This window comes from Pedobacter sp. N36a, from assembly GCF_014472395.1.
Classification (GTDB): domain Bacteria; phylum Bacteroidota; class Bacteroidia; order Sphingobacteriales; family Sphingobacteriaceae; genus Pedobacter.
The window spans coordinates 45201-65215 of record NZ_JACSZW010000003.1 but is presented as its reverse complement, the minus strand read 5'-3'; the positions used below and the strand labels follow the sequence as shown (position 1 = coordinate 65215).

Annotated in this window: 18 protein-coding genes; 5 read left to right on the top strand and 13 right to left on the bottom strand. The window is 41.6% G+C overall.

Going from position 1 to position 20015, the window contains the following annotated elements; translation table 11 throughout:
• Positions 1-843 (bottom strand): isoaspartyl peptidase/L-asparaginase, encoded by an 843-nt coding sequence (locus H9X96_RS06715; RefSeq protein WP_187665572.1) that lies wholly within the window; start codon positions 841-843, stop codon positions 1-3.
• Between the two features lie 27 nt (positions 844-870).
• Complete coding sequence (locus H9X96_RS06710) at positions 871-1746, bottom strand: cyanophycinase (protein WP_187665571.1); 876 nt, start codon at positions 1744-1746, stop codon at positions 871-873.
• A 270-nt stretch (positions 1747-2016) separates the two neighbouring features.
• Between H9X96_RS06710 and cphA the strand changes: the two genes are divergently transcribed.
• Positions 2017-4632 carry a cyanophycin synthetase gene (gene cphA / locus H9X96_RS06705; protein ID WP_187665570.1) on the top strand — a complete coding sequence of 872 codons (2616 nt, stop codon included), beginning with the start codon at positions 2017-2019 and terminating at the stop codon, positions 4630-4632.
• Between the two features lie 235 nt (positions 4633-4867).
• On the opposite strand, the gene H9X96_RS06700 is transcribed toward cphA, so the two are convergent.
• From H9X96_RS06700 to fumC, 5 genes are read right to left on the bottom strand one after another with little or no spacing between them, the layout of a single operon-like run.
• Complete coding sequence (locus H9X96_RS06700; RefSeq protein ID WP_187665569.1) at positions 4868-5428, bottom strand: DUF1543 domain-containing protein; 561 nt, start codon at positions 5426-5428, stop codon at positions 4868-4870.
• A 14-nt stretch (positions 5429-5442) separates the two neighbouring features.
• A complete protein-coding gene (locus tag H9X96_RS06695) occupies positions 5443-5889 on the bottom strand; it encodes a low molecular weight protein-tyrosine-phosphatase (RefSeq protein WP_187665568.1) in 447 nt (148 codons plus the stop codon).
• Positions 5890-5894: 5 nt separating this feature from the next.
• Positions 5895-6701 (bottom strand): S1/P1 nuclease, encoded by an 807-nt coding sequence (locus H9X96_RS06690; protein WP_255431029.1) that lies wholly within the window; start codon positions 6699-6701, stop codon positions 5895-5897.
• Between the two features lie 16 nt (positions 6702-6717).
• The gene (locus H9X96_RS06685) at positions 6718-7212 is read right to left on the bottom strand and encodes a fumarate hydratase (protein ID WP_187665567.1); all 495 of its coding nucleotides are present in this window, start codon (positions 7210-7212) and stop codon (positions 6718-6720) included.
• A gap of 19 nt (positions 7213-7231) precedes the next feature.
• Complete coding sequence (gene fumC / locus H9X96_RS06680; RefSeq protein ID WP_187665566.1) at positions 7232-8629, bottom strand: class II fumarate hydratase; 1398 nt, start codon at positions 8627-8629, stop codon at positions 7232-7234.
• A 175-nt stretch (positions 8630-8804) separates the two neighbouring features.
• Here fumC and H9X96_RS06675 point away from each other — a divergent pair, with 175 nt between their 5' ends.
• Positions 8805-10022, top strand: coding sequence for a serine hydrolase (locus H9X96_RS06675; RefSeq protein ID WP_187665565.1), 1218 nt, complete (start codon positions 8805-8807; stop codon positions 10020-10022).
• Here the strand turns inward: H9X96_RS06675 and recG are convergent, their stop codons facing one another.
• The 6 genes from recG to meaB all read right to left on the bottom strand — a co-directional run bounded on the left by recG (position 10023) and on the right by meaB (position 16299).
• On the bottom strand, positions 10023-12128 hold the full coding sequence (gene recG / locus H9X96_RS06670; protein WP_187665564.1) for an ATP-dependent DNA helicase RecG: 2106 nt from the start codon (positions 12126-12128) through the stop codon (positions 10023-10025).
• Between the two features lie 3 nt (positions 12129-12131).
• Complete coding sequence (locus tag H9X96_RS06665; protein ID WP_187665563.1) at positions 12132-13043, bottom strand: EamA family transporter; 912 nt, start codon at positions 13041-13043, stop codon at positions 12132-12134.
• Positions 13044-13046: 3 nt separating this feature from the next.
• Positions 13047-13433 carry a RidA family protein gene (locus H9X96_RS06660; protein ID WP_187665562.1) on the bottom strand — a complete coding sequence of 129 codons (387 nt, stop codon included), beginning with the start codon at positions 13431-13433 and terminating at the stop codon, positions 13047-13049.
• A gap of 22 nt (positions 13434-13455) precedes the next feature.
• On the bottom strand, positions 13456-13590 hold the full coding sequence (locus H9X96_RS23070; protein ID WP_370576720.1) for a DUF6728 family protein: 135 nt from the start codon (positions 13588-13590) through the stop codon (positions 13456-13458).
• 79 nt (positions 13591-13669) lie between these two features.
• Positions 13670-14995 carry an OmpA family protein gene (locus H9X96_RS06655; RefSeq protein WP_187665920.1) on the bottom strand — a complete coding sequence of 442 codons (1326 nt, stop codon included), beginning with the start codon at positions 14993-14995 and terminating at the stop codon, positions 13670-13672.
• A 410-nt stretch (positions 14996-15405) separates the two neighbouring features.
• Complete coding sequence (gene meaB, locus H9X96_RS06650; protein ID WP_187665561.1) at positions 15406-16299, bottom strand: methylmalonyl Co-A mutase-associated GTPase MeaB; 894 nt, start codon at positions 16297-16299, stop codon at positions 15406-15408.
• 52 nt (positions 16300-16351) lie between these two features.
• Here meaB and H9X96_RS06645 point away from each other — a divergent pair, with 52 nt between their 5' ends.
• From H9X96_RS06645 to H9X96_RS06635, 3 genes are all read left to right on the top strand, one after another.
• Positions 16352-17350, top strand: coding sequence for a glycosyltransferase family 2 protein (locus H9X96_RS06645; protein WP_187665560.1), 999 nt, complete (start codon positions 16352-16354; stop codon positions 17348-17350).
• A gap of 7 nt (positions 17351-17357) precedes the next feature.
• On the top strand, positions 17358-18092 hold the full coding sequence (locus H9X96_RS06640; protein ID WP_187665559.1) for a glycosyltransferase family 2 protein: 735 nt from the start codon (positions 17358-17360) through the stop codon (positions 18090-18092).
• Between the two features lie 100 nt (positions 18093-18192).
• On the top strand, positions 18193-20013 hold the full coding sequence (locus H9X96_RS06635) for an ABC transporter ATP-binding protein (RefSeq protein ID WP_187665558.1): 1821 nt from the start codon (positions 18193-18195) through the stop codon (positions 20011-20013).
• Positions 20014-20015: the final 2 nt, after the last annotated feature.

Genomic DNA, 20015 nt, shown 5'->3' with positions numbered 1-20015 from the left:
TTAGTTAAACACCTGTAAACTACCGTCGAATGCCGCCCATACCATATAGGCATGAGAGTCCGTATGGTATACTTCCCCAGCGGCAGTAATACCGATTACCCCGGCAAAACCATCAAAAGTTTTCAGTTCTTCAAAAGATTTATCACAAGCATTTTTTAAGGTAAAGCCATCAGTTACACGGGTCACGATTTTTGCCGCCAGTGCTGCACTCACAATATCTTCTCCCACACCAGTACAAGAAATACCCGCATGTTCATTGGCGAAATTTCCCGCTACAGTAGCGGAATCACTAACCCGGCAAGGGATTTCAAATCCTTTTCCTCCTGTGGAAGTCGCCGCTGCCAGATGGCCATCGGCATCTAAAGCTACGCAGCCAACTGTTCCTAACCTGGAAGATTGTGCCAGTTTCTGCTCATATTCCTGCTGCCTTTGTGGGATAATTGGATTAAAAAAACCAAATCCCTGCGCGGTCGCGAAGTTCAATGCACCAGCTCCACTCAATACCCTATCGTCGTAAGCCAATAGTTTTTCCGAAACCTGTATTGGATTTTTAACATTTTGAATGTTGATTACCCCGCTGAATTTCTGGCTTTTGCCATCCATTAGGGAAGCACTCAACCTCAGCTGCCCGTCGCTTTGAATCTGTGAGCCCAGGCCGGCATTAAAAAGCGGGTTGTCCTCTAATAAGCTCACGGCATAAACCACGGTCTCCAATGCGGTATGCGTGCTTAAATAGGCGTATGATTGACTAACAATGACAGAAAGGGCTTCCTGTTTTGCTGTTTTTGTTTCTTGATTGGTTCCAGACTCACTGAAAAAGCCGCCATGAATAATAATTTTCATCTTAATAATTTAGGGTATGAGCGCCAATTAATCTATCGGGACCACTTTAGGGTGATGAATGGTCAGTTTATGTTCGTGAAGGTCATAAGTATCACCATCACACATCACATGAACCGTCATATTGCTGATAGAAACCGGTTGTCCCATTTCTACATCAGTCAGATTGGTATCGGTCATATTTCTACCATCTACCAAAATCACCATGCCAGACCCAATGGCCTCCATTGTATTTCCGCCGGAAATAAACAGTCCGGTATCTTCACCTAAGCCGATTCCCAGAATACCAGGGCTACTTGCGGTGGCATATAATAACCTGCCAATCCTTCCTCTCTGCACAAAATGAGTATCTACAATCACGCCATCGATAAAACCAAGTCCGCCGGTAATTTTAACCTCTCCTTTCAGCAAAGCATCTTTACTGCTGCCCTGGTAAATCATGTTTTTTGAACTCGCGGCAGCACCTGCAGAAGTTCCTGCAATCACCACTGCTTCGTTCTGATACTTGTCCAGCAAGATCTGATGGATGGCCGTACCGCCGAAAATAGAAGACAAACGCAATTGATCACCACCGGTGAAAACCATCACATCAGCCGCCCTGATTCTTGCACAATTCTCTTCTGAATTCGCCTGCTCTCTGCTGGTGATATTTAAAACACCAACATCCTGAACATCCAATTGTGCGAAAGCTTTGATATATTCCTCTCCTACCCGCTCTGGGATTAAAGAGGCCGTTGTCATGATTTCAAAACGAGAGGCAGTACCTTTTATAGATTCCGTAGTGATTTTCTTCAGAATTCCTCTTTCAAAGAAATTCATATTCTGGGGCAATCCAAAAGTTGTTTCTGTGAAACTTCCGGTGTTGATTGCACCACCTATTATTATTAGTTTACCCTTCGGAGTCATTATAAATCTTTTCGTTCCTAAATTTCAAATATATAGGGTAATGCTCAATATCAATGAATTATTTATTAATATTAATACCTTATCAACATTTCGATTTAGCACAATAATCCGTCCGTTATTAAACGCAAAATATCTTAGCAAGATTTAACTGGGTTCATCGCAATATTTTCGGAAAAAAACCTAACTTTATTCTCTTCGTTCGACCTTATCCAAGAAACTGATAACTTCCCCGTAATATGGTCACTACCAACACAAAATAACAAATCTAGAATGAAAATATTAGGCATACAGGTGCTCCGCGGACCAAATATATGGTCTATCAAAAGAAAAAAATTAATTCAAATGCGACTGGACCTGGAGGAAATGGAACAGTATCCTACCAATTTGATTGAGGGATTTGGAGAACGAATCGAAAAATTAATTCCTACCCTATATACACATCGCTGTTCCAAAGGCGAACCCGGAGGCTTACTCATGAGGATCGAAGAAGGCACTTGGATGGGTCATGTGATTGAGCATATCGCTTTAGAAATCCAGACACTTGCTGGTATGGATACTGGATTTGGCAGAACACGCCAAACCAAAACTGAAGGTATTTATAACGTTGTTTTCAGCTATTTAGAAGAAAAAGCAGGTCTTTATGCCGCAGAATCGGCCGTAAGAATCGCAGAAGCATTAATTGCCGGTACAGATTACGACCTGGAACACGACATTCAAAAGATGCGCGAACTCAGGGAGCTGGAACGTTTAGGTCCAAGTACAGGCTCTATCGTTGATGAAGCCATTTCAAGAGACATCCCATGGATCAGGTTAAATAAAAGCTCATTGGTGCAATTGGGTTACGGCAAAAATCAAGTTCGTTTCCGCGCTACCATGACCGAAAGAACAAACTCCATCGCCGTAGATATCGCCTGCAATAAAGATGAAACCAAACGTTTACTTCAGGATTCGGCAATTCCCGTGGCAAAAGGGGTAACGATATGGAATCCGGAAGAGCTGGATCAAGCCATCAAAACTGTAGGCTATCCGATGGTCTTTAAACCATTGGATGGGAACCATGGAAAGGGCGCCACCATTAATGTAAAGACCGATGAGGCTGCGAAAGCCGCTTTTGAATATGCACAGCAGTATTCTAAGAAAGTCATTATTGAGAAGTTCATTACCGGTTACGATTTCAGAATCCTGGTGATCGACCATCAAATGGTGGCTGCAGCATTACGCGTTCCTGCACATGTGACTGGAAATGGTCAGCTGAGCATTCAGGAACTCATCGACAAAGAAAACCTTGATCCAAGAAGAGGTTACGGACATGAAAATGTACTGACTGAAATCAGTGTAGACAGGGATACCCTAGACTTATTGGCTAAAAAAGAATATACACTGGAGACCGTTCCGCCACAAGGAGAAATTGTATACCTGAAATCTACGGCTAACCTAAGTACAGGCGGCACTTCAATTGACGTAACAGACTTGGTTCACCCTCAAAATGTATTCATCTCTGAACGCATTTCCAGAGTAATCGGGCTGGACATCTGCGGTATTGATATCATGGCAGAAAACTTAACACAGCCGCTGACAGAAAATGGTGGTGTAGTACTGGAAGTCAATGCAGCTCCAGGATTCAGGATGCACCTTGCGCCAAGTGAAGGCTTGCCAAGGAACGTTGCTGCTCCTGTGATTGATATGTTATACCCTCCTGGAAAATCGACCAGAATTCCGATTATTGCAGTCACCGGTACTAATGGTAAAACTACCACCACCCGATTGATCGCACATATTGTAAAAAGTAACGGTACCAGAGTAGGTTTTACGACTTCTGACGGAATTTATGTGCAGAACACGATGCTGATGAAAGGTGATACCACCGGACCTGTCAGCGCCGAGTTTATCCTTAGAGACCCTACCGTAGAATTTGCGGTGCTGGAAACTGCAAGAGGAGGTATCCTTAGAGCGGGTCTGGGCTTCAACCACTGCGATATCGGGGTCATTACCAATATTCAGGAAGACCACCTTGGCATTTCCGACATTCATACGCTGGACGACCTGGCAAGAGTGAAATCGGTGATCATCGGATCGGTGAAGAGAAGTGGCTGGGGCGTATTAAATGCAGACAATAAGTATTGTATTAAGATTGCCAATGCTGCCGATTGTAACATCGCCTATTTCAGTATGGACGAGAAAAATCCAGTCATAGTAGAGCATTGTAAAGGCGGCGGTATTGCGGCTATTTATGAAAACGGATACATCACGGTTAAAAAAGGAGACTGGAAAATCAGGGTAGAAAAAGTAACCCATGTGCCTTTAACCTTTGGCGGCAGTGTCGAATTTATGATCCAGAATGTACTTGCGGCAACGCTTGCGACCTTCCTTTGCGGTTATAAAATTGAAGACATCAGGATGTCTCTGGAAACGTTCATTCCTTCTGCTGCACAGACACCAGGCAGGATGAATACTTTCAAATTCAAGGAGTTTAAGATCATGGTTGATTTTGCACACAATCCGGATGGTTTTAATGGCATCAAGTCTTACCTGAAAACGGTAGATGCAACGGAGCATATTGGCGTAATTTCTGCCACAGGCGATAGAAGAGATTCAGACAATTTAGAGATTGCCAGGATCTCGGCGCAGATGTTTGATAAGATCATTATTTGTCAGGAGAAATACCTTCGTGGCAGACCTCCGCAGGAGCTGATCGACTTGTTGATTACTGGGATCCGTGAGCTGAAACCAGATATGGACATCATCATCAATAACAATGGCGATGACTGTTTGAAATACATTATGGCCACTGCACGTCCTGGTTCGTTCTTCACGATTTTAAGCGATACGATTGACGATGCGATTGTGAAAGTAACAGATTACCTCGATAAAGAATTTGGGGTTTAAATAAAGGTTCTGCGCATTTGAGATCGTGCGGAATAACAAAACGGGAGTTCTCTTTTCAGCCTCGAATCTTTGCGGAAATGCAAATATTCACAGGTCTTCAAAGAAAAACTCCCGTTTTTTATGGAACTCCATTTAGTGCTGAATACTAGGTTTTTTTTTAGTTCCTCAGATATTTTTTACTTTATTGCTTGCTTAAATTTTATACTTTCCTCCATCCCTCAGATTTTTCTGATTTTTAAAGCCTGCTCAGCTTAAAATAGCCTAAATGGATTTCATCCTCTGGCAATCCTTCTTTTAAAGTGATTTTCAGTTCGTAATTGCTTTTAATGGATTCAGGCAATACATCGACTACCTCAAAAGCATCATCCACATCTACACCGTACTTATCATCAATATGAGAAGTGGCACCTTCAAAACCGGCATGTTTGTAGAATGCGGTTTGTTTGGCTTGCTGTATCGCGCTTGCCATATTAGGAGCAACGATGAGCAGTTTATAGTGCGGCTCATCAAACTCATTACGTTTATACCCGCCGAGGTTCATGAAAAACAGTTTGTGCTCCTGTGCTTCTTTTAAAGTACCTACAGGCACTATTTCTATCTGGTAGCCATCAACAGCTCTTACTTCACGCCAGGCATCTATGTGGATCTTTTCTCCTGCTTCGGGCCAGCAATCAAGAATTTCCTGTTTCAAATCTTTCAGGGCTGGCGCGATAGAGAAAAGCATGTCATGTTGTTCAATCCGACGTGGTGGCGGTGTACAGCCTAGCATCAGCATAAACAGTTTTGGTGATTCCATAAAGGGTAATGGGCTTAAGATTGAGTCTTTATTTCTTCCAGAATTTGTTTGCAGCGGGCTTCGATTTGAAGAAACACGGGTTCAAACAATTTATCATCAAAATAAGGATCTGTAACTTCCAGATTTTCCGGTAAGAAGCGCATTACTTTTTCACGGTGATGCGCTTCATCTGCCAACCTCAAGACATCTTTTTCGTTCTGCTGATCCATGACCAGAATCTTGTCGAATGCTTCAAAGTGATCCACATTAAAGTGTCGGGCTCTTTGTTTGGAGATGTCATAACCATGCTTTTTTGCGATGGCGATACTTCTTTTATCGGCAGGCTCGTTGATATGCCAGTCGCCGGTACCAGCAGAAGCAATCTGCCAATCCAAACCTTCTGCTTCCACCAAATGACGCATCACCCCTTCCGCTAGCGGAGAACGGCAGATATTGCCCAGACAAACCATTAGAATTTTCATATCTCTTAGCTATAAATTTCGTTTAGAATATTGGCTAAGCAAATCCCACCTTTTAGCAATTGTGCATCCAGGAGACCTGCAAAGTCATAATTGTATTTGTAACTCAACTTCGCTTCTGGTTTTGTTTCTGCATAAATTCTATTGCAGGCTTCATAAGAACCATAAACGAAATCTTTTAAAGAATTGCTTTTCCATGCCCTCAACTGATCTTTAGTCGGGTGGTTAATGGCATCCGCATATTCTGTATAACTCAACTGCTGGTAACCGATTAGGGCTTCATCCCAAACCCTGTGCAGGTTAGATTTTTCACCAAACCAGGTTACATATACTTTGTTGCCGCCAAGATCTTCTTTACGTGCAGTGTGCATAGGTTGGTTTAAATCACCTACCATGTGAACCAGCATGCGCAATGCCAATACTTTTTGATCTGCGGTACTAGCTGGGTTTTTCAGGATGGCCACCATTTCCAGTGTTTTGTTGTAGACATTGGCATCATGATCTGTATCCAGGAAGTTAAATACCCCTTGTTTATCCAATCCACCAGGAAGGTTTACAAAATGCCAGTTGTACAAATAATTATAAGCGGTATCAGATTTAATGAAATCGCCCCAGTTACTCGCCATGGCCAGGCTTTCTGTGCCCAATACACCTCTTACGCCTTTCAGGGCTTTTTTTGTCAGGTGACTTTCTGCTACTTGTCCAACAATACGGTGGCCAAGCATTCCCCATGCATTTGCATTTAAAGGTAGATATGCCATAACTGCTACGGTTAGGGCAACTTTCAATGATCTTTTGATCGATTTTTTGTTCATTAGAATTAATATTTACTTATAACGATTTGGGTTCGCAAACGATCTTTTCTTTCAAGACCAGGTTACATTCCCTTTGATCACTGGCATTCACCAGCGACAATTTATTCGGTTCAAAAGACTTGACAAAAAAGCTCCTCACATACCTGCCGATTTGATAGCAACCGGTTACTTTTTGTTTATAATTGGCCTTTGTATAGGTGCCTTCCAAAATCAGACTGTCGTTGCGGACCTCATAAACTCCTTTGGCATACTCCTTCCAAACGCCATTATTAAAACAAGAATCAGCATAGTAGTTCACTTTAGAGTAAGTTGTCAAATCTACATAGAACGAGTCGCAGGTGAACTTGAACTTATGCTGGGTATAATTCAGCAATTGCTCTTTGTGAGGTATACTATCCTGATTCCAAACACCCTGCAAAAAAGCCTCACCTTTCCCCTGTACATTAGGCAGTCTGCTGCAAGAGGCAAACAGACCTGAAACCAGTAAAAGGGATAATATCAATCTCCACATATCGGGGTATTTTTATAAATTATTTTAAACTGCCAACCATATCTTCCGGACGTACCCACTCGTCGAATTGCTCGCCGGTCAGTAAATCCAATTCAATTGCTGCAGCGCGTAAAGTTTTATTTTCTTTATGTGCTTTTTTAGCGATTTTAGCTGCATTTTCATAACCTACATGAGGATTTAAAGCAGTAACCAGCATCAGAGAGTTCTCTAAATGTTTTTTAATTTCTGGCAAGTTCGGTAAAATACCTTCTGCACATTTGTCATTAAATGACACACAAGCATCACCAATTAAGCGTCCTGACTGTAATACGTTAGCTGCAATTACCGGTTTGAACACATTCAGTTCAAAATGACCATTGCTGCCACCGATACCAACTGTTACATCATTACCCATTACCTGTGCACAAACCATAGTTAACGCTTCAGGCTGTGTAGGATTTACTTTTCCTGGCATAATAGAAGAACCTGGCTCATTATCGGGAATGATGATCTCACCGATACCACAACGTGGACCAGAGCTTAGCATTCTAATGTCATTACCAATTTTCATTAAAGCTACAGCGGTACGTTTGTAAGCTGCCGACAATTCTACCATGGCATCATGTGCTGCCAAGGCTTCAAATTTATTTGGAGCCGTTACAAAAGGAAGTCCGGTCAGGTCTGCAATTTTAGCAGCAACCAGCACATCGTAACCTTTAGGCGTATTTAATCCTGTACCTACAGCAGTACCACCGAGCGCAAGCTCAGAGATCATCACTAAAGCATTTTTGATCGCTCTAACACTGTTGTCAATTTGCTGTACATATCCTGAAAACTCCTGTCCCAATGTCAATGGCGTTGCATCCATGAAGTGGGTACGGCCTGTTTTTACGATATCGCTGAATTCCGCAACTTTACCACTTAAGGTATGACGTAATTTCTCCAATCCTGGAATGGTAATCTCTACTGCCTGTTTGTAAGCAGCGATGTGCATTGCCGTTGGATAAGTATCATTTGAAGATTGTGATTTGTTCACATCATCATTAGGGTGCAAAACTTTCGCCGCATCAGCAAGTGTACCACCATTCAGCACGTGTGCACGATTGGCAATCACCTCATTCGCATTCATATTACTTTGCGTTCCCGAACCTGTTTGCCAGATCACTAAAGGAAACTGCTCATCTAAAGCACCTGCAATCACTTCATCACAAGCAGTAGCAATCAATGCTGCTTTTTCTGCGGTCAACACGCCTAACTCCGTATTTGCTAATGCTGCTGCTTTCTTCAGATAACCAAAAGCATGTATGATTTCCTTTGGCATCGAAGCCTCAGGGCCTATTTTAAAATTATTACGTGAACGTTCGGTTTGAGCCCCCCAATATTTATCGGCAGGTACCTGCACTTCACCCATGGTATCGTGTTCAGTTCTAAAATTCATAGTGTTTTTTTTGTGATGACAAATTTAGTTTTTTATAATTTAATGGTAGCGCTATTCTTCAAATGTATACAATTTCATAAGGTAAATAATAGGTGCTGATAATGTTTAAAACTCTTTTACGTTTAAAAGGTTATTATTCCTTAATTTTCCGGTCTTTAAAGCACCATCATTATTCATGACTTATCGTAATATTCTAGCCGCAGCTTCAGTAGCCACCTTATTATTCTTTTCCTGTTCAAATTCCAAAAAACCTGCGGCACTTGCTGAGCCAAGTAAAGAGCGGACTGTGGAAGATGATAAGGCCGACAGCTTGTTATTGGTTTACAATCCTGCCAAGGGGGATAAATGGATTGCTGACTTTGTACAGAACCTCCATAAAAAATACGGATTTAATGGCAATATGCTGGTCGCAAAAGACGGCAAGATCTTATATGAAAAGGCCATTGGATGGGCAGATTACCTGCACCGCGACAGCTTAAAAATCAATTCTGAATTTGAGCTGGCTTCCATTACCAAAACCTTCACTGGTACGGCCATTATGCAATTGATAGAGCAGGGGAAATTAAAACTGACCGATGATGTAAAGAAATTTTACCCCAACTTCCCTTATGAAGGCATCAATGTGAAATTGTTATTGACCCACCGCAGCGGCATGATGAACTATGTTTATTTTACGGATGGCATCTGGAAAGATAAGAAAAAACCGATGAGTAACCATGACGTCATGAACCTCATTGCCGAGCATAAGCCTAACCGCTATGCCAAACCGGATACCCGTTTTCATTACAATAACTCCAATTATATGGTACTCGCTGCCATCATCGAAAAGGTGACCGGCAAACCTTACTCCGACTACATGATGGAGCATATTTTCAAACCTGCGGGAATGAAAAACACGCACGTTTACTCTACTACCGTATATCCGAAAATCCCTGTTGATGTAGTAGGTCACGACCGTACCTGGAGATATTCTGTCGTACAGAACTTCCTGGATGGCCCAGTTGGGGATAAAGGAATTTACAGCACGATCCACGATTTAGTATTGTATGACAAAGCCTTGAAAAATGGCAGATTGCTAACAAAATCGAGTCTGGACTCTGCGTATAAGGGACACAACAAAGCCATCAATGGTCACTTTAACTACGGTTATGGATGGAGAATGTTTGATGGTGAGAATGGCAGAAAAGTAGTTTACCACACAGGATGGTGGCATGGATTCAGACACATCTACGTGCGTGATGTACAGAAGAACATTGTGGTAATCTTCCTTGGCAACCTGACCAATGGCAGTTTGATGCATTTGGATGACCTATACAAACATCTGGGTATGCCGATCATCAGAAAAGGAGCATATTCAGGATCAGGATCATTGCCAGGCAGCGACGAAGACTAATTAAGAAATTTTATCTAAAGCAATACCTCTGCTTCTTTTAGCGAGGTATGTTTTTAAAAGACTATTTTCAGGGAGTTCCAACTGTGGATCTCCCGCTAGAATGTCCATCACCGTTGACCTTGCCTCTTGCAAAATCAATTGATCTGTGGCCAGATTGGCCAGTTTCAATTCCAGCACGCCACTTTGCTGTGTACCGGTCAGGTCTCCAGGACCGCGCAGCTGCAAATCGATCTCAGAAATCTCAAAGCCGTTATTGGTTTTCACCATTGTATCCAGGCGCAAACGTCCGTCTGCACTCAGCTTATTTCCGGACATCAGGATACAATACGACTGCTCAGCACCCCTGCCTACCCTTCCACGCAGCTGATGAAGTTGTGACAGCCCAAAACGTTCTGCGTTTTCAATGATCATAATCGAAGCATTCGGCACATTTACTCCTACCTCAATTACGGTAGTGGCCACCATAATCTGGCTTTTTCCATCAATAAACTGCTGCATTTCGAACTGCTTTTCTGCATTCTTCATCTGCCCATGGACGATACTAATCTGAAAATCCGGACGGGGGAACTGATAGCTCATCTGCTCAATTCCGGCTTCCAGGTTCAGCAGATCAAGCTTCTCACTTTCTTTGATCAATGGATAAACCACGTAGACTTGTCGGCCTTTAGCAATCTCTTCCCGCATAAAGCCAAACATGCGCAAACGCTGACCTTCAAAAAAATGACGGGTTTCAATTGGCTTCCTGCCTACTGGCAATTCATCAATCGAGGAAACATCCAGATCTCCGTATAAGGTCATGGCCAGGGTACGCGGAATAGGCGTTGCCGTCATCACCAAAATATGAGGCGGAATCGCATTTTTACGCCAAAGTTTAGCCCGTTGCTCCACACCAAAACGGTGTTGTTCATCGATGACCACTAAAGCCAGGTTTTTAAAAATTACTTTATCTTCAATGAGTGCATGGGTACCTACCAGGATATCAATTTCTCCGGCTTCTAGCTCCGCATGTAATTTTGTACGCTGCTTTTTGGTGCTGCTGCCGGTCAGGATGCCTACTTTCGCCAGGCGGCCATTTAACAGCGATGTGATCGATTCATAGTGCTGGCGTGCCAAAATCTCCGTAGGCGCCATCATACAAGCCTGGAAGCCGTTGTCTTTGGCCAATAACATGCTCATCAATGCGACAACCGTCTTCCCGCTGCCTACATCGCCCTGCACCAGACGGTTCATCTGAATGCCACGCTGTGTGTCTGTTCTGATTTCTTTGATGACCCGCTTTTGGGCCCCGGTCAGTTCAAAAGGCAGGATTTCTTTATAGAAAGTATTCACGCTTTCCCCAACGGAGTTGAATGGATGTCCTTTAAACTTCCACTCCCTGATTTGCTTATTGTGCAGCAGCTGCAACTGGATATAGAACAGCTCTTCAAACTTCAACCTTCGTTCTGCTCCTTTTAAGGCCTTTACATCACGGGGAAAATGGATGCTCAGCAGCGCTTCTTTTTTAGTCACCATCTGGTATTTATCCAGAATATAAGCTGGCAGACTTTCCTTTACTTCCGACAGGTGCTGTTCCAATACCAGCGTCTGTAATTTCTGAATCCCTTTACTATCGAGGAAAAATTTTTTAAGTTTTTCCGTGGAGTTATAAACCGGCTGTAAACGAAGGTTTCCGGTAATCGTTGCTGGTCGCGGGTAGTTTTCCAGTTCTGGATGAGAGATACTAAAGCCTCCGTTAAAAGCCGCTGGCTTCCCAAAAACAATATATACCTTGCCACGCTGTACGTTTTCATCAATCCATTTCAAACTTTGAAACCAGACCAGTTCTATCGAGCCGGTTTCGTCAGTTAGGCGGGCTACAATCCTTTTCTTATGTTTTTCTCCAATCTGTTCTTTTCCGGTAATCCGACCCAATACCTGCACATAAGGCAATTCGCTGTTCAGCTCATTTACTTTATAAAACCGGGTACGGTCGATATAACGGAAAGGAAAATAATTGAGTAAATGATCGTAGGTGAAAATACGCAGCTCCTTTTGCAGGAGTTCCGCACGCTTAGGCCCTACGCCTTTCAGGTACTCTATAGTGGAATCTAAACTGGAAGCAAACAAGAGTTAAATGTTTTTTTTCTTAAAGGTAAGGATATCTTTAATGATGCTCCAATTAAATACGACAACAGAGACCACCAGCAAGAAATAAGCGATCAGTTTATTGGAATCTACGTGTTCATCAAAATAAAAGATGGCCACATTAAAGGCAATAATAGGATTCACATAAATAATGATACCCAGAGTAGAAGAAGGAATTCCGATCAATGCGTACAGGCTGAGGAACAATGGGATGATGGTAAAGAATACCGCCACTACAATAATGTTGCCCCAGAACCAGGCAGAGTCAGGAATACCGCCATGCTGAAAAAGATAGAATGGCAGCATCAGGATGACGGCAAGGCCGATCTGAAGGGCCAGTACATTGAGCTTATCCAGGTTTTGCATTTTCCGCTGAATGATCAGGTAAAACGCATATAGGGAAGCAATGATTACCGACCACAAGACTTCTACAAAGGAGCCGGTGGCCAGCAGGATGATACTCAGCAGGGCAATTGCCAGGGAGATCAGTTTTAATTTTGATAAATGTTCTTTGAGGAGTATAAAGCCACCAAATGCAGTAATCAATGGACAAACCATGTAAGCAAAGGCTGCAGATTGAAGGCTGACATTATTTACGGCATAAATATAAGTGTACCAGTTGGAGACTAGGAGTACCGTGGACACTGCAATCTGCAGGGCGATGGTGTTCTTTTCCTTTCTGCCTAAACCGGCGATATAATCCAGGTCTTTTCTAATTTGCTTTTTTCTAAAGGCCAGGATCGCCATCCATAGAAAAACCAGGGAAGTAAAGATCCTGTAATAAAGGATTTCCTCGGAAGGAAAAGCCTTTAAATTTCTCAATGGAATGGAGAAGAAACCCCAGATGGCAAAAGATAAAATGCCGGCAAAAAAATACCTGAGATTAGACTTCCCCAAAACTTATCCTTTACAAGCGATGATAGAAATCTCCACGTTTACCCCTTTAGGCAAGCCTTTAACGGCAACGGTTTCGCGGGCAGGAAAATTGCTTTTACTGTCGAAATAAGAACCGTATACTTCATTCACTTCATTAAACAAAGCCATATCGGTTAAGAAAATAGTGGTCTTTACAATATCACCAAAGCCATAAGAAGCCTCTAATAATACTGCTTTAATGTTTCTCATTACCTGGTGCGTTTCTTCAGAGATGGAAGTCATGGTCAATTCTCCGTTTAAGGGATTGATGGCCACCTGACCTGATAAGAATAGGAAACCATTTGCTTTTACAGCCTGGCTGTAAGGACCAATCGGAGCCGGCGCATTGTCGGTATTAAAAATTTGCTTCATAATTATATAGGTTTATTTTATGCTAAAATAGCCAGCTGATCAGCTTATATAGTAAGCCAGCTACAAAAACGGAGATGGCAACGGCATTAATGACGTGCATAATCCTCAGGTTGATATTGGTTGGTCGGTTCGGATCTTTCTTTCTAAATAGATACATACGTCTCACAAATGTAGGCATAAAAAAAAGAGGGCTTCAAAAATGAAGCCCTCTTTTTTCAATATTTACTTAGAAATAATTAGTTTCTAGCAGATTCAACACGACGGTTTTGGATACGACCTTCTTCAGTATCGTTAGAAGCGATTGGATTAGCTTCACCATGACCTTTAGTGATTACTTGACTAGCATTAACTCCAGAGTTAACTAAGTAAGTTTTCACAGAGTTAGCTCTGTCTTTAGATAATTTTAAGTTGTAAGCAGCAGTACCTTCGCTTGAAGCATAACCGTTAACAGTTACTTTACCACCACCATCACGCAATACTGAAGATAATTTATCTAAAGTAGGGTATGAATCAGTTTTAAGAACTGAAGAGTTAAATTCAAATTGGATTCTTTCGAAACCAGTTACATTGCTAGCATCAACTACAGCAACTTCTACTTTAGGTAGAGGACAGCCTGAACCATCAACTGCAACTCCTGCTGGAGTACCTGGACATTTATCGAATTGATCAGCAACACCGTCACCATCAGAATCTTTTTTCAAATCTTCAACAGATTTTTCAACGTTAGAAACACGAGTTTTCAACGCTTCAACTTCTTGACGTAATGAAGGATCTTTCAATTCATCATACATTAAAGCTAAAGGATTAACCCAGTCAAGGTTTGGTTTAGATTTAGAACCTAGAGAGAATTCTAGACCTGCATAACCGTAAGAGAATTTATCTTTAGTAGTTGCTTTTGCATATACTCCGTCAAAATTATCACCATCGATGAAGTGCATAGTGTAACCTAAGTTAAATGACACACGGTCAGATACTTTAAATTTAACACCAGCTCCAACTGGGATATAAGCTTCTTTTACGAAATCTTTATCTCTGTTTTCACCAAAGTTACCTTTGTTGTCTTTTCCGTCAACGATTGGGTTGTAAGCAACTAAACCGTAACCAGCAGTTACGAAGAAGTTTACTGAGTTCTCACGACGTAAGAAATCTACAGTAGCTACGTTAACAACACCTCTTAAGTCAATAGAGTATTGCATTTCAGTTTCGAAAGCTTTGATACCATTAACAGCACCGCCTACAGCGTCTTTGTTAGTACCTGAAACTTTACCACGGAAAATGTTACCTTCTAATCCGAATGCATGACCTAGTTGTTTTCTCAAAGAGATACCATAACCTAAGTTTACATCGAAGTTAGTAAAGTCATTTGATCCACCGATAGCAACAAATGGAGATAAAACACCACCGTTTACACCGATCGACCATGATCTGTACTGGCCTCTTCCACCAAATACCTTGGCTGAAGAAGAAGTCGCTGGAGTTTCTTGTGCATTAGCAAGAGTCGTTGCTCCCATTAACGCTACGAAAGAGACTGCAAGACCCTTTTTTAAAGTAGAATAATTCATAATTTTCTTTTTTAAGGTTAAACAAATTAATTGTATAATTTTTTGCGTAGCAAAACTAAACAATTTTTTAAATTCCCACAATAGATATACAAACTCCGTTCCAAAGTTTCGAACCATGAATAATTGTGTAAATCCAACACCGCTGTAACTGAATATTTTTCTAAATAAGAATATACAAATGAAACTATATTTTTGTTTTAAAAAAATAAAACAAGCTGATAAACAGCACAATAAACAATATTACACCAAAACAAAGTTCCTTAATCAATAGAAATAGGGACAAAGTGTAAAAAATACAAGCTAGATGTTTTTTTGACAAAAAACATTCCTGATTTGGCACAATTGTCCTACCTGTTCAGCACCCGATTCCTTTTTTACATACAAATCAGCTATAAAGCGAATTGAGCCATTTAGGAATTGATCCAGCGGTCAGTGAATTTATAAATATTAAAATCCGGAGATTTTAGTGCCTCCTTAACCCCTTCCAGCAATGCCCGCTTGTCTAAGCTGGCCATCCGGTAATGCTGAATGATCTTGAAAGCTTTTTCTGCAAGCAGGAATGGCCGGCGTTCATTATCGGCAGCGGTAGGTTCCATCAGCCAGGTACAAAGTGCGGCTATTCCTATATTTTTATCTGCAACCGTTTTAAAGATTGGCGTTTGCTGATGTTGGTGGTACATCAATTTCTGCAGATTGTTCGCAAAAGTATCCGCTCCATCACGATCCGCCTTATTTACGACAAAAGCCTGCGCAATTTCCATCAGACCTGATTTAATGTGCTGGATTTCATCTCCTGACTCCGGTACGAGTACCACTACCGTTTTATCGGCTAATCCGGCAATTTCAATCTCCGACTGCCCTACGCCTACGGTTTCTACGAAAATCAGGTCGAAATTGGCTGCTTTGATCACATCCACCATTTCTATCGTTTTGGCAGAGATCCCACCAAGTGCACCTCTTGTGGCGATAGACCTTATATATACGTTAGGATTATTGAAATGCTGAGACATGCGAATCCGATCCCCCAGCAAAGAACCAAAATTAAAAGGAGAAGTCGGATCAACGGCCAGAATCGCAATTCGCTTTTGTTGTGCCGTTAAATGCATGGTTATGGCATTGACCAATGTACTTTTTCCTGCCCCGGGAGGGCCGGTAATTCCAATTACAGGCGTTTGATTCAGCTCCAACGACCTTAATAATGCTGCCGAAGGGGCAATGTCATTTTCCACCAGTGTCAATGCCCTGGCTAGTCCAATGAAGCTGCCTTCTCGTAATTGTGTAAGCAAATGAGCAGATGAATGCATTAAATTATATCTATCTTTGTACAAATAAAGCAATATGTAATTAAGCAGGCGAATGAATTTTAGTATTTCTGTTGTTATTCCGAATTATAACGGAAAATCTTTATTAGCGGATGTTTTACCAAGTGTAGTCATCGCGCTTGCTAGCCTTAATTCCTCCAGCGAAATCATCGTAGTGGACGACAATTCGACCGATGATTCCATCACCTTCATCAAAGCGAACTTTCCTGAAATTATTGTTTTAAAAAATGAAGTCAACCTGGGCTTTTCAGGGACGATGAACAAAGGCATTTATGCAGCCAGTATGGATCTGGTACTCATTCTCAACAATGATGTGAAACTGCTACCTGGATACTTTGACGATCAGCTCCGGTTTTTCGAAAAGCCAGACACTTTCGGCGTCAATGCTACCGTGCTCAACTGGGATAGTGACATCCTGCAGGGCGGCGGAAAACTGATCAGCAGACACCTGTTCAAGATCAAAGCCAATCAAAACTATTATGTAACCGATCTTCCTACCGATAAAAACGCGGAGTACCTGAGCATGTTCCTTGGCGGAACCAATGCTCTGGTGGATAGAAAAAAGCTGCTGCAGCTCCAAGGCTATAATGATTTGTTCAGTCCTTTCTATGTGGAGGATGTGGAACTCTCCGTCCGTGCCTTAAGAATGGGCTGGAAAATGTATTATGTGCCAACGTCGGAATGCATGCACCAGGTTTCTACCACCATCAACAAATACAATAAAAAGAAGAAAATTAAATACCTGACTCTAAGGAATAAATATTACCTCCACTTTATCCATTTAAGCGGACTTACTTTACTAGGCTGGTACCTTCAAACTTTCCTTGAAATCGCAATACGCCTAATCACCCTCAATGGGACACACCTGAAGGCCTTCCTTACATTTATGAAGACAAAAAAGGAAGCTAAAATTGAGAAGTTAAAATTTCAGCAGTTGCTGTCCTTAAATAAAGTACCTCAGCAACCACTATTCCATATCATCAGTAACTATAAGGCCGAAACTTTAGCACGAATCCAACCAAAAAACATCTAAGGATCACATGTATATTTCAGCAGTCATCATTACCAAAAACTCCGAAAAAACTATAAAATGTTGTCTGGACAGCATTGCGAACCTTGCAGATGAAGTTCTGATCGTAGATTCAGGCAGCACAGACCTCACACTGAAAATTGCCGAAAGCTTTGGCTGTGTGATTATCCAAACCCCATGGTTAGGATATGGGGCCACTAAAAATCTTGGCCATCAGGCTGCCAGGTTCCCTTATATACTTTCTTTGGATTCTGACGAGGCCCTTTCCTACACTTTAGTGAAAGAAATACAACCTGAAAAACCACAGTTGCAGGGGCTTTATGAGTTCAGACGCCTGAACAACTACTGCGGTAAATGGATCAAGCATGGTGCCTGGTACCCTGACAAAAAAATCCGCCTCTTCCCTAAAGAAATTTTATGGAACCATGCTGCCAGTCACGAAAAGCTAGTCCTCAAGGAGGGTCAGTTATTGTATACTTTTAAAAGTCCGATTCTTCATTATGCTTACAGCAGCGAGGAAGAACTGAAGTCGAAAGTAGAACTCTATGCCAGATTAGGAGTAAAGGATCGGAAACACCTGAGCAAAATCGCCGCAATTGGAAAGATGATTTTCTCCCCTATGGTCAGCTTTGTGAAATCTTATTTTATCAAAAGGGGTTTCCAGGATGGCATGGCTGGTTTAAAAATCAGTTATTACATTGCCCTAGGCACCTTTCTTAAATACAAGTACCTGCTTCAAGGCTAGCGAACAGGCCCTGATTAAGACAGCTCTCATTTTCGGATACCCGCCCTTCTTTAATGCACAAAAATAAAAATTGTAACTTTGGTCGATTTTATCATTTTTAATGAAGACATATTTTAGATTACTGTCGTTTGCGAAACCTATTGAGAAGTTCGCCATCCCTTATATTATTGCTACATTATTAGCTGTATTTTTCAACACCTTCAACTTTACGCTGCTGGCGCCTTTGCTGGACACCCTGTTTTTTGACCAAAGCAGTGCTAAAGGAGCAATGAAGATAGCTGGACAATGGGATTTATTAGCCCAGTTCAAAAACTACATCGCTTCTACCGTAGAGCATTTTGGAAAACAAGAAGCCCTAAAAATCGTATGTGCGGTAATTTTGGCTTCCGTATTACTTTCCAATTTCTTCCGTTACTTATCACAGCGATTCATGGAAGACCTGAGGGTACATACCCTCCTGAACATTAGAAAAACGGTGTTTAACAATGTAATGAACATGCATATTGGCTTTTTCAACAACGAAAGAAAAGGCGATATCATTTCTAAAGTATCCTCTGACGTACAGGTGGTACAGTTTACCGTAACCAACACCTTGCAGGTGGTTTTCAAAGAACCCGTACAATTGCTGTTCTATGTATTTGTGTTGTTCAGTATCTCAGTGAAGCTTACCTTGTTCTCTTTGTTAATCATTCCGGTTTCTGGTTTCATTATCAGCAAAATTGTAAAACGACTAAAACAACAGGCTACTGTTACGCATGAGTCCTTTGCAAAAATGATTGGTTTTCTGGATGAGGCATTAAGTGGTATAAAAATCGTCAAGGCCTTTAACTCTACGGAAAGAACTAAAGAAAAATTCCACGCAGAAAATCAGTTCTATTCTAATTTGAATAGAAAAATGGTAAGAAGGCAGCAACTAGCCTCCCCAGTATCGCAATCTCTAGGGATTTTTGTCATCGTGATTATTGTATTGTACGGTGGCGGATTGGTACTGAGCGGAAGCAAAGAATTTACAGCCTCAGATTTCATCATGTATATTGCCGTATTCTCGCAGGTGATGCAACCGATTAAAGCCATTAGTGACTCATTTAGTGGGATTCACTCTGGTATTGCTGCCGGCGAAAGGGTATTAGAATTAATTGATACTGAACCACAAGTGGTCAATAAACCAGATGCAATAGAATTAAAAGAATTCAAAGCGTCACTGACTTTCGAAAATGTAAGTTTCAGTTATCAGGATAAAGTGGTTCTAAACAATATTAACCTGACCGTTCCTAAGGGGAAAACCATCGCATTGGTTGGCCCATCTGGGGGTGGAAAGAGTACCTTAATGGATTTAATTCCTCGTTTCCATGACCCAAAATCAGGCGTAATTAAAATCGACGGACTGAATTATCAAGACTTAACTGTAGAAAGTATCCGCAGTAAAATGGGAATTGTAAACCAGGAATCTTTCCTATTCAATGATACTATTTTCAACAATATAGCCTTTGCCAACCCTAATGCTTCAGAAGAAGAAGTGATTACAGCGGCAAAAATTGCAAATGCACATGAGTTCATTCTAGGTCAGGAACAAGGTTACCAAACTTACGTAGGTGATCGAGGCGGCAGGTTATCTGGTGGACAAAGACAGAGAATCTGTATCGCCAGAGCGGTATTGGCCAATCCGCCAATTATGTTGTTGGATGAAGCTACTTCTGCTTTAGATACAGAATCTGAAAAATTGGTTCAGCAGGCTTTAAACAACCTGATGCAAAACAGAACTTCTATTGTGATTGCTCACCGCTTGAGCACCATTCAACATGCAGATACAATTGTGGTGATTGAGCAGGGTGAAATTAAAGAAACCGGAAGTCATAGCGAGCTGATGAGTCATAATGGCTTATACAGACGACTAATAGACATGCAGGCATTTAATGACTAATC

Bases quoted from the DNA above. Each gene is read 5' to 3' on its own strand.
- H9X96_RS06715 (WP_187665572.1), bottom strand. From the start codon at position 843: ATGAAAATTATTATTCATGGCGGCTTTTTCAGTGAGTCTGGAACCAAT.
- H9X96_RS06710 (WP_187665571.1), bottom strand. From the start codon at position 1,746: ATGACTCCGAAGGGTAAACTAATAATAATAGGTGGTGCAATCAACACC.
- cphA (WP_187665570.1), top strand. From the start codon at position 2,017: ATGAAAATATTAGGCATACAGGTGCTCCGCGGACCAAATATATGGTCT.
- H9X96_RS06700 (WP_187665569.1), bottom strand. From the start codon at position 5,428: ATGGAATCACCAAAACTGTTTATGCTGATGCTAGGCTGTACACCGCCA.
- H9X96_RS06695 (WP_187665568.1), bottom strand. From the start codon at position 5,889: ATGAAAATTCTAATGGTTTGTCTGGGCAATATCTGCCGTTCTCCGCTA.
- H9X96_RS06690 (WP_255431029.1), bottom strand. From the start codon at position 6,701: ATGAACAAAAAATCGATCAAAAGATCATTGAAAGTTGCCCTAACCGTA.
- H9X96_RS06685 (WP_187665567.1), bottom strand. From the start codon at position 7,212: ATGTGGAGATTGATATTATCCCTTTTACTGGTTTCAGGTCTGTTTGCC.
- fumC (WP_187665566.1), bottom strand. From the start codon at position 8,629: ATGAATTTTAGAACTGAACACGATACCATGGGTGAAGTGCAGGTACCT.
- H9X96_RS06675 (WP_187665565.1), top strand. From the start codon at position 8,805: ATGACTTATCGTAATATTCTAGCCGCAGCTTCAGTAGCCACCTTATTA.
- H9X96_RS06660 (WP_187665562.1), bottom strand. From the start codon at position 13,433: ATGAAGCAAATTTTTAATACCGACAATGCGCCGGCTCCGATTGGTCCT.
- H9X96_RS23070 (WP_370576720.1), bottom strand. From the start codon at position 13,590: ATGTATCTATTTAGAAAGAAAGATCCGAACCGACCAACCAATATCAAC.
- H9X96_RS06655 (WP_187665920.1), bottom strand. From the start codon at position 14,995: ATGAATTATTCTACTTTAAAAAAGGGTCTTGCAGTCTCTTTCGTAGCG.
- meaB (WP_187665561.1), bottom strand. From the start codon at position 16,299: ATGCATTCATCTGCTCATTTGCTTACACAATTACGAGAAGGCAGCTTC.
- H9X96_RS06645 (WP_187665560.1), top strand. From the start codon at position 16,352: ATGAATTTTAGTATTTCTGTTGTTATTCCGAATTATAACGGAAAATCT.
- H9X96_RS06640 (WP_187665559.1), top strand. From the start codon at position 17,358: ATGTATATTTCAGCAGTCATCATTACCAAAAACTCCGAAAAAACTATA.
- H9X96_RS06635 (WP_187665558.1), top strand. From the start codon at position 18,193: ATGAAGACATATTTTAGATTACTGTCGTTTGCGAAACCTATTGAGAAG.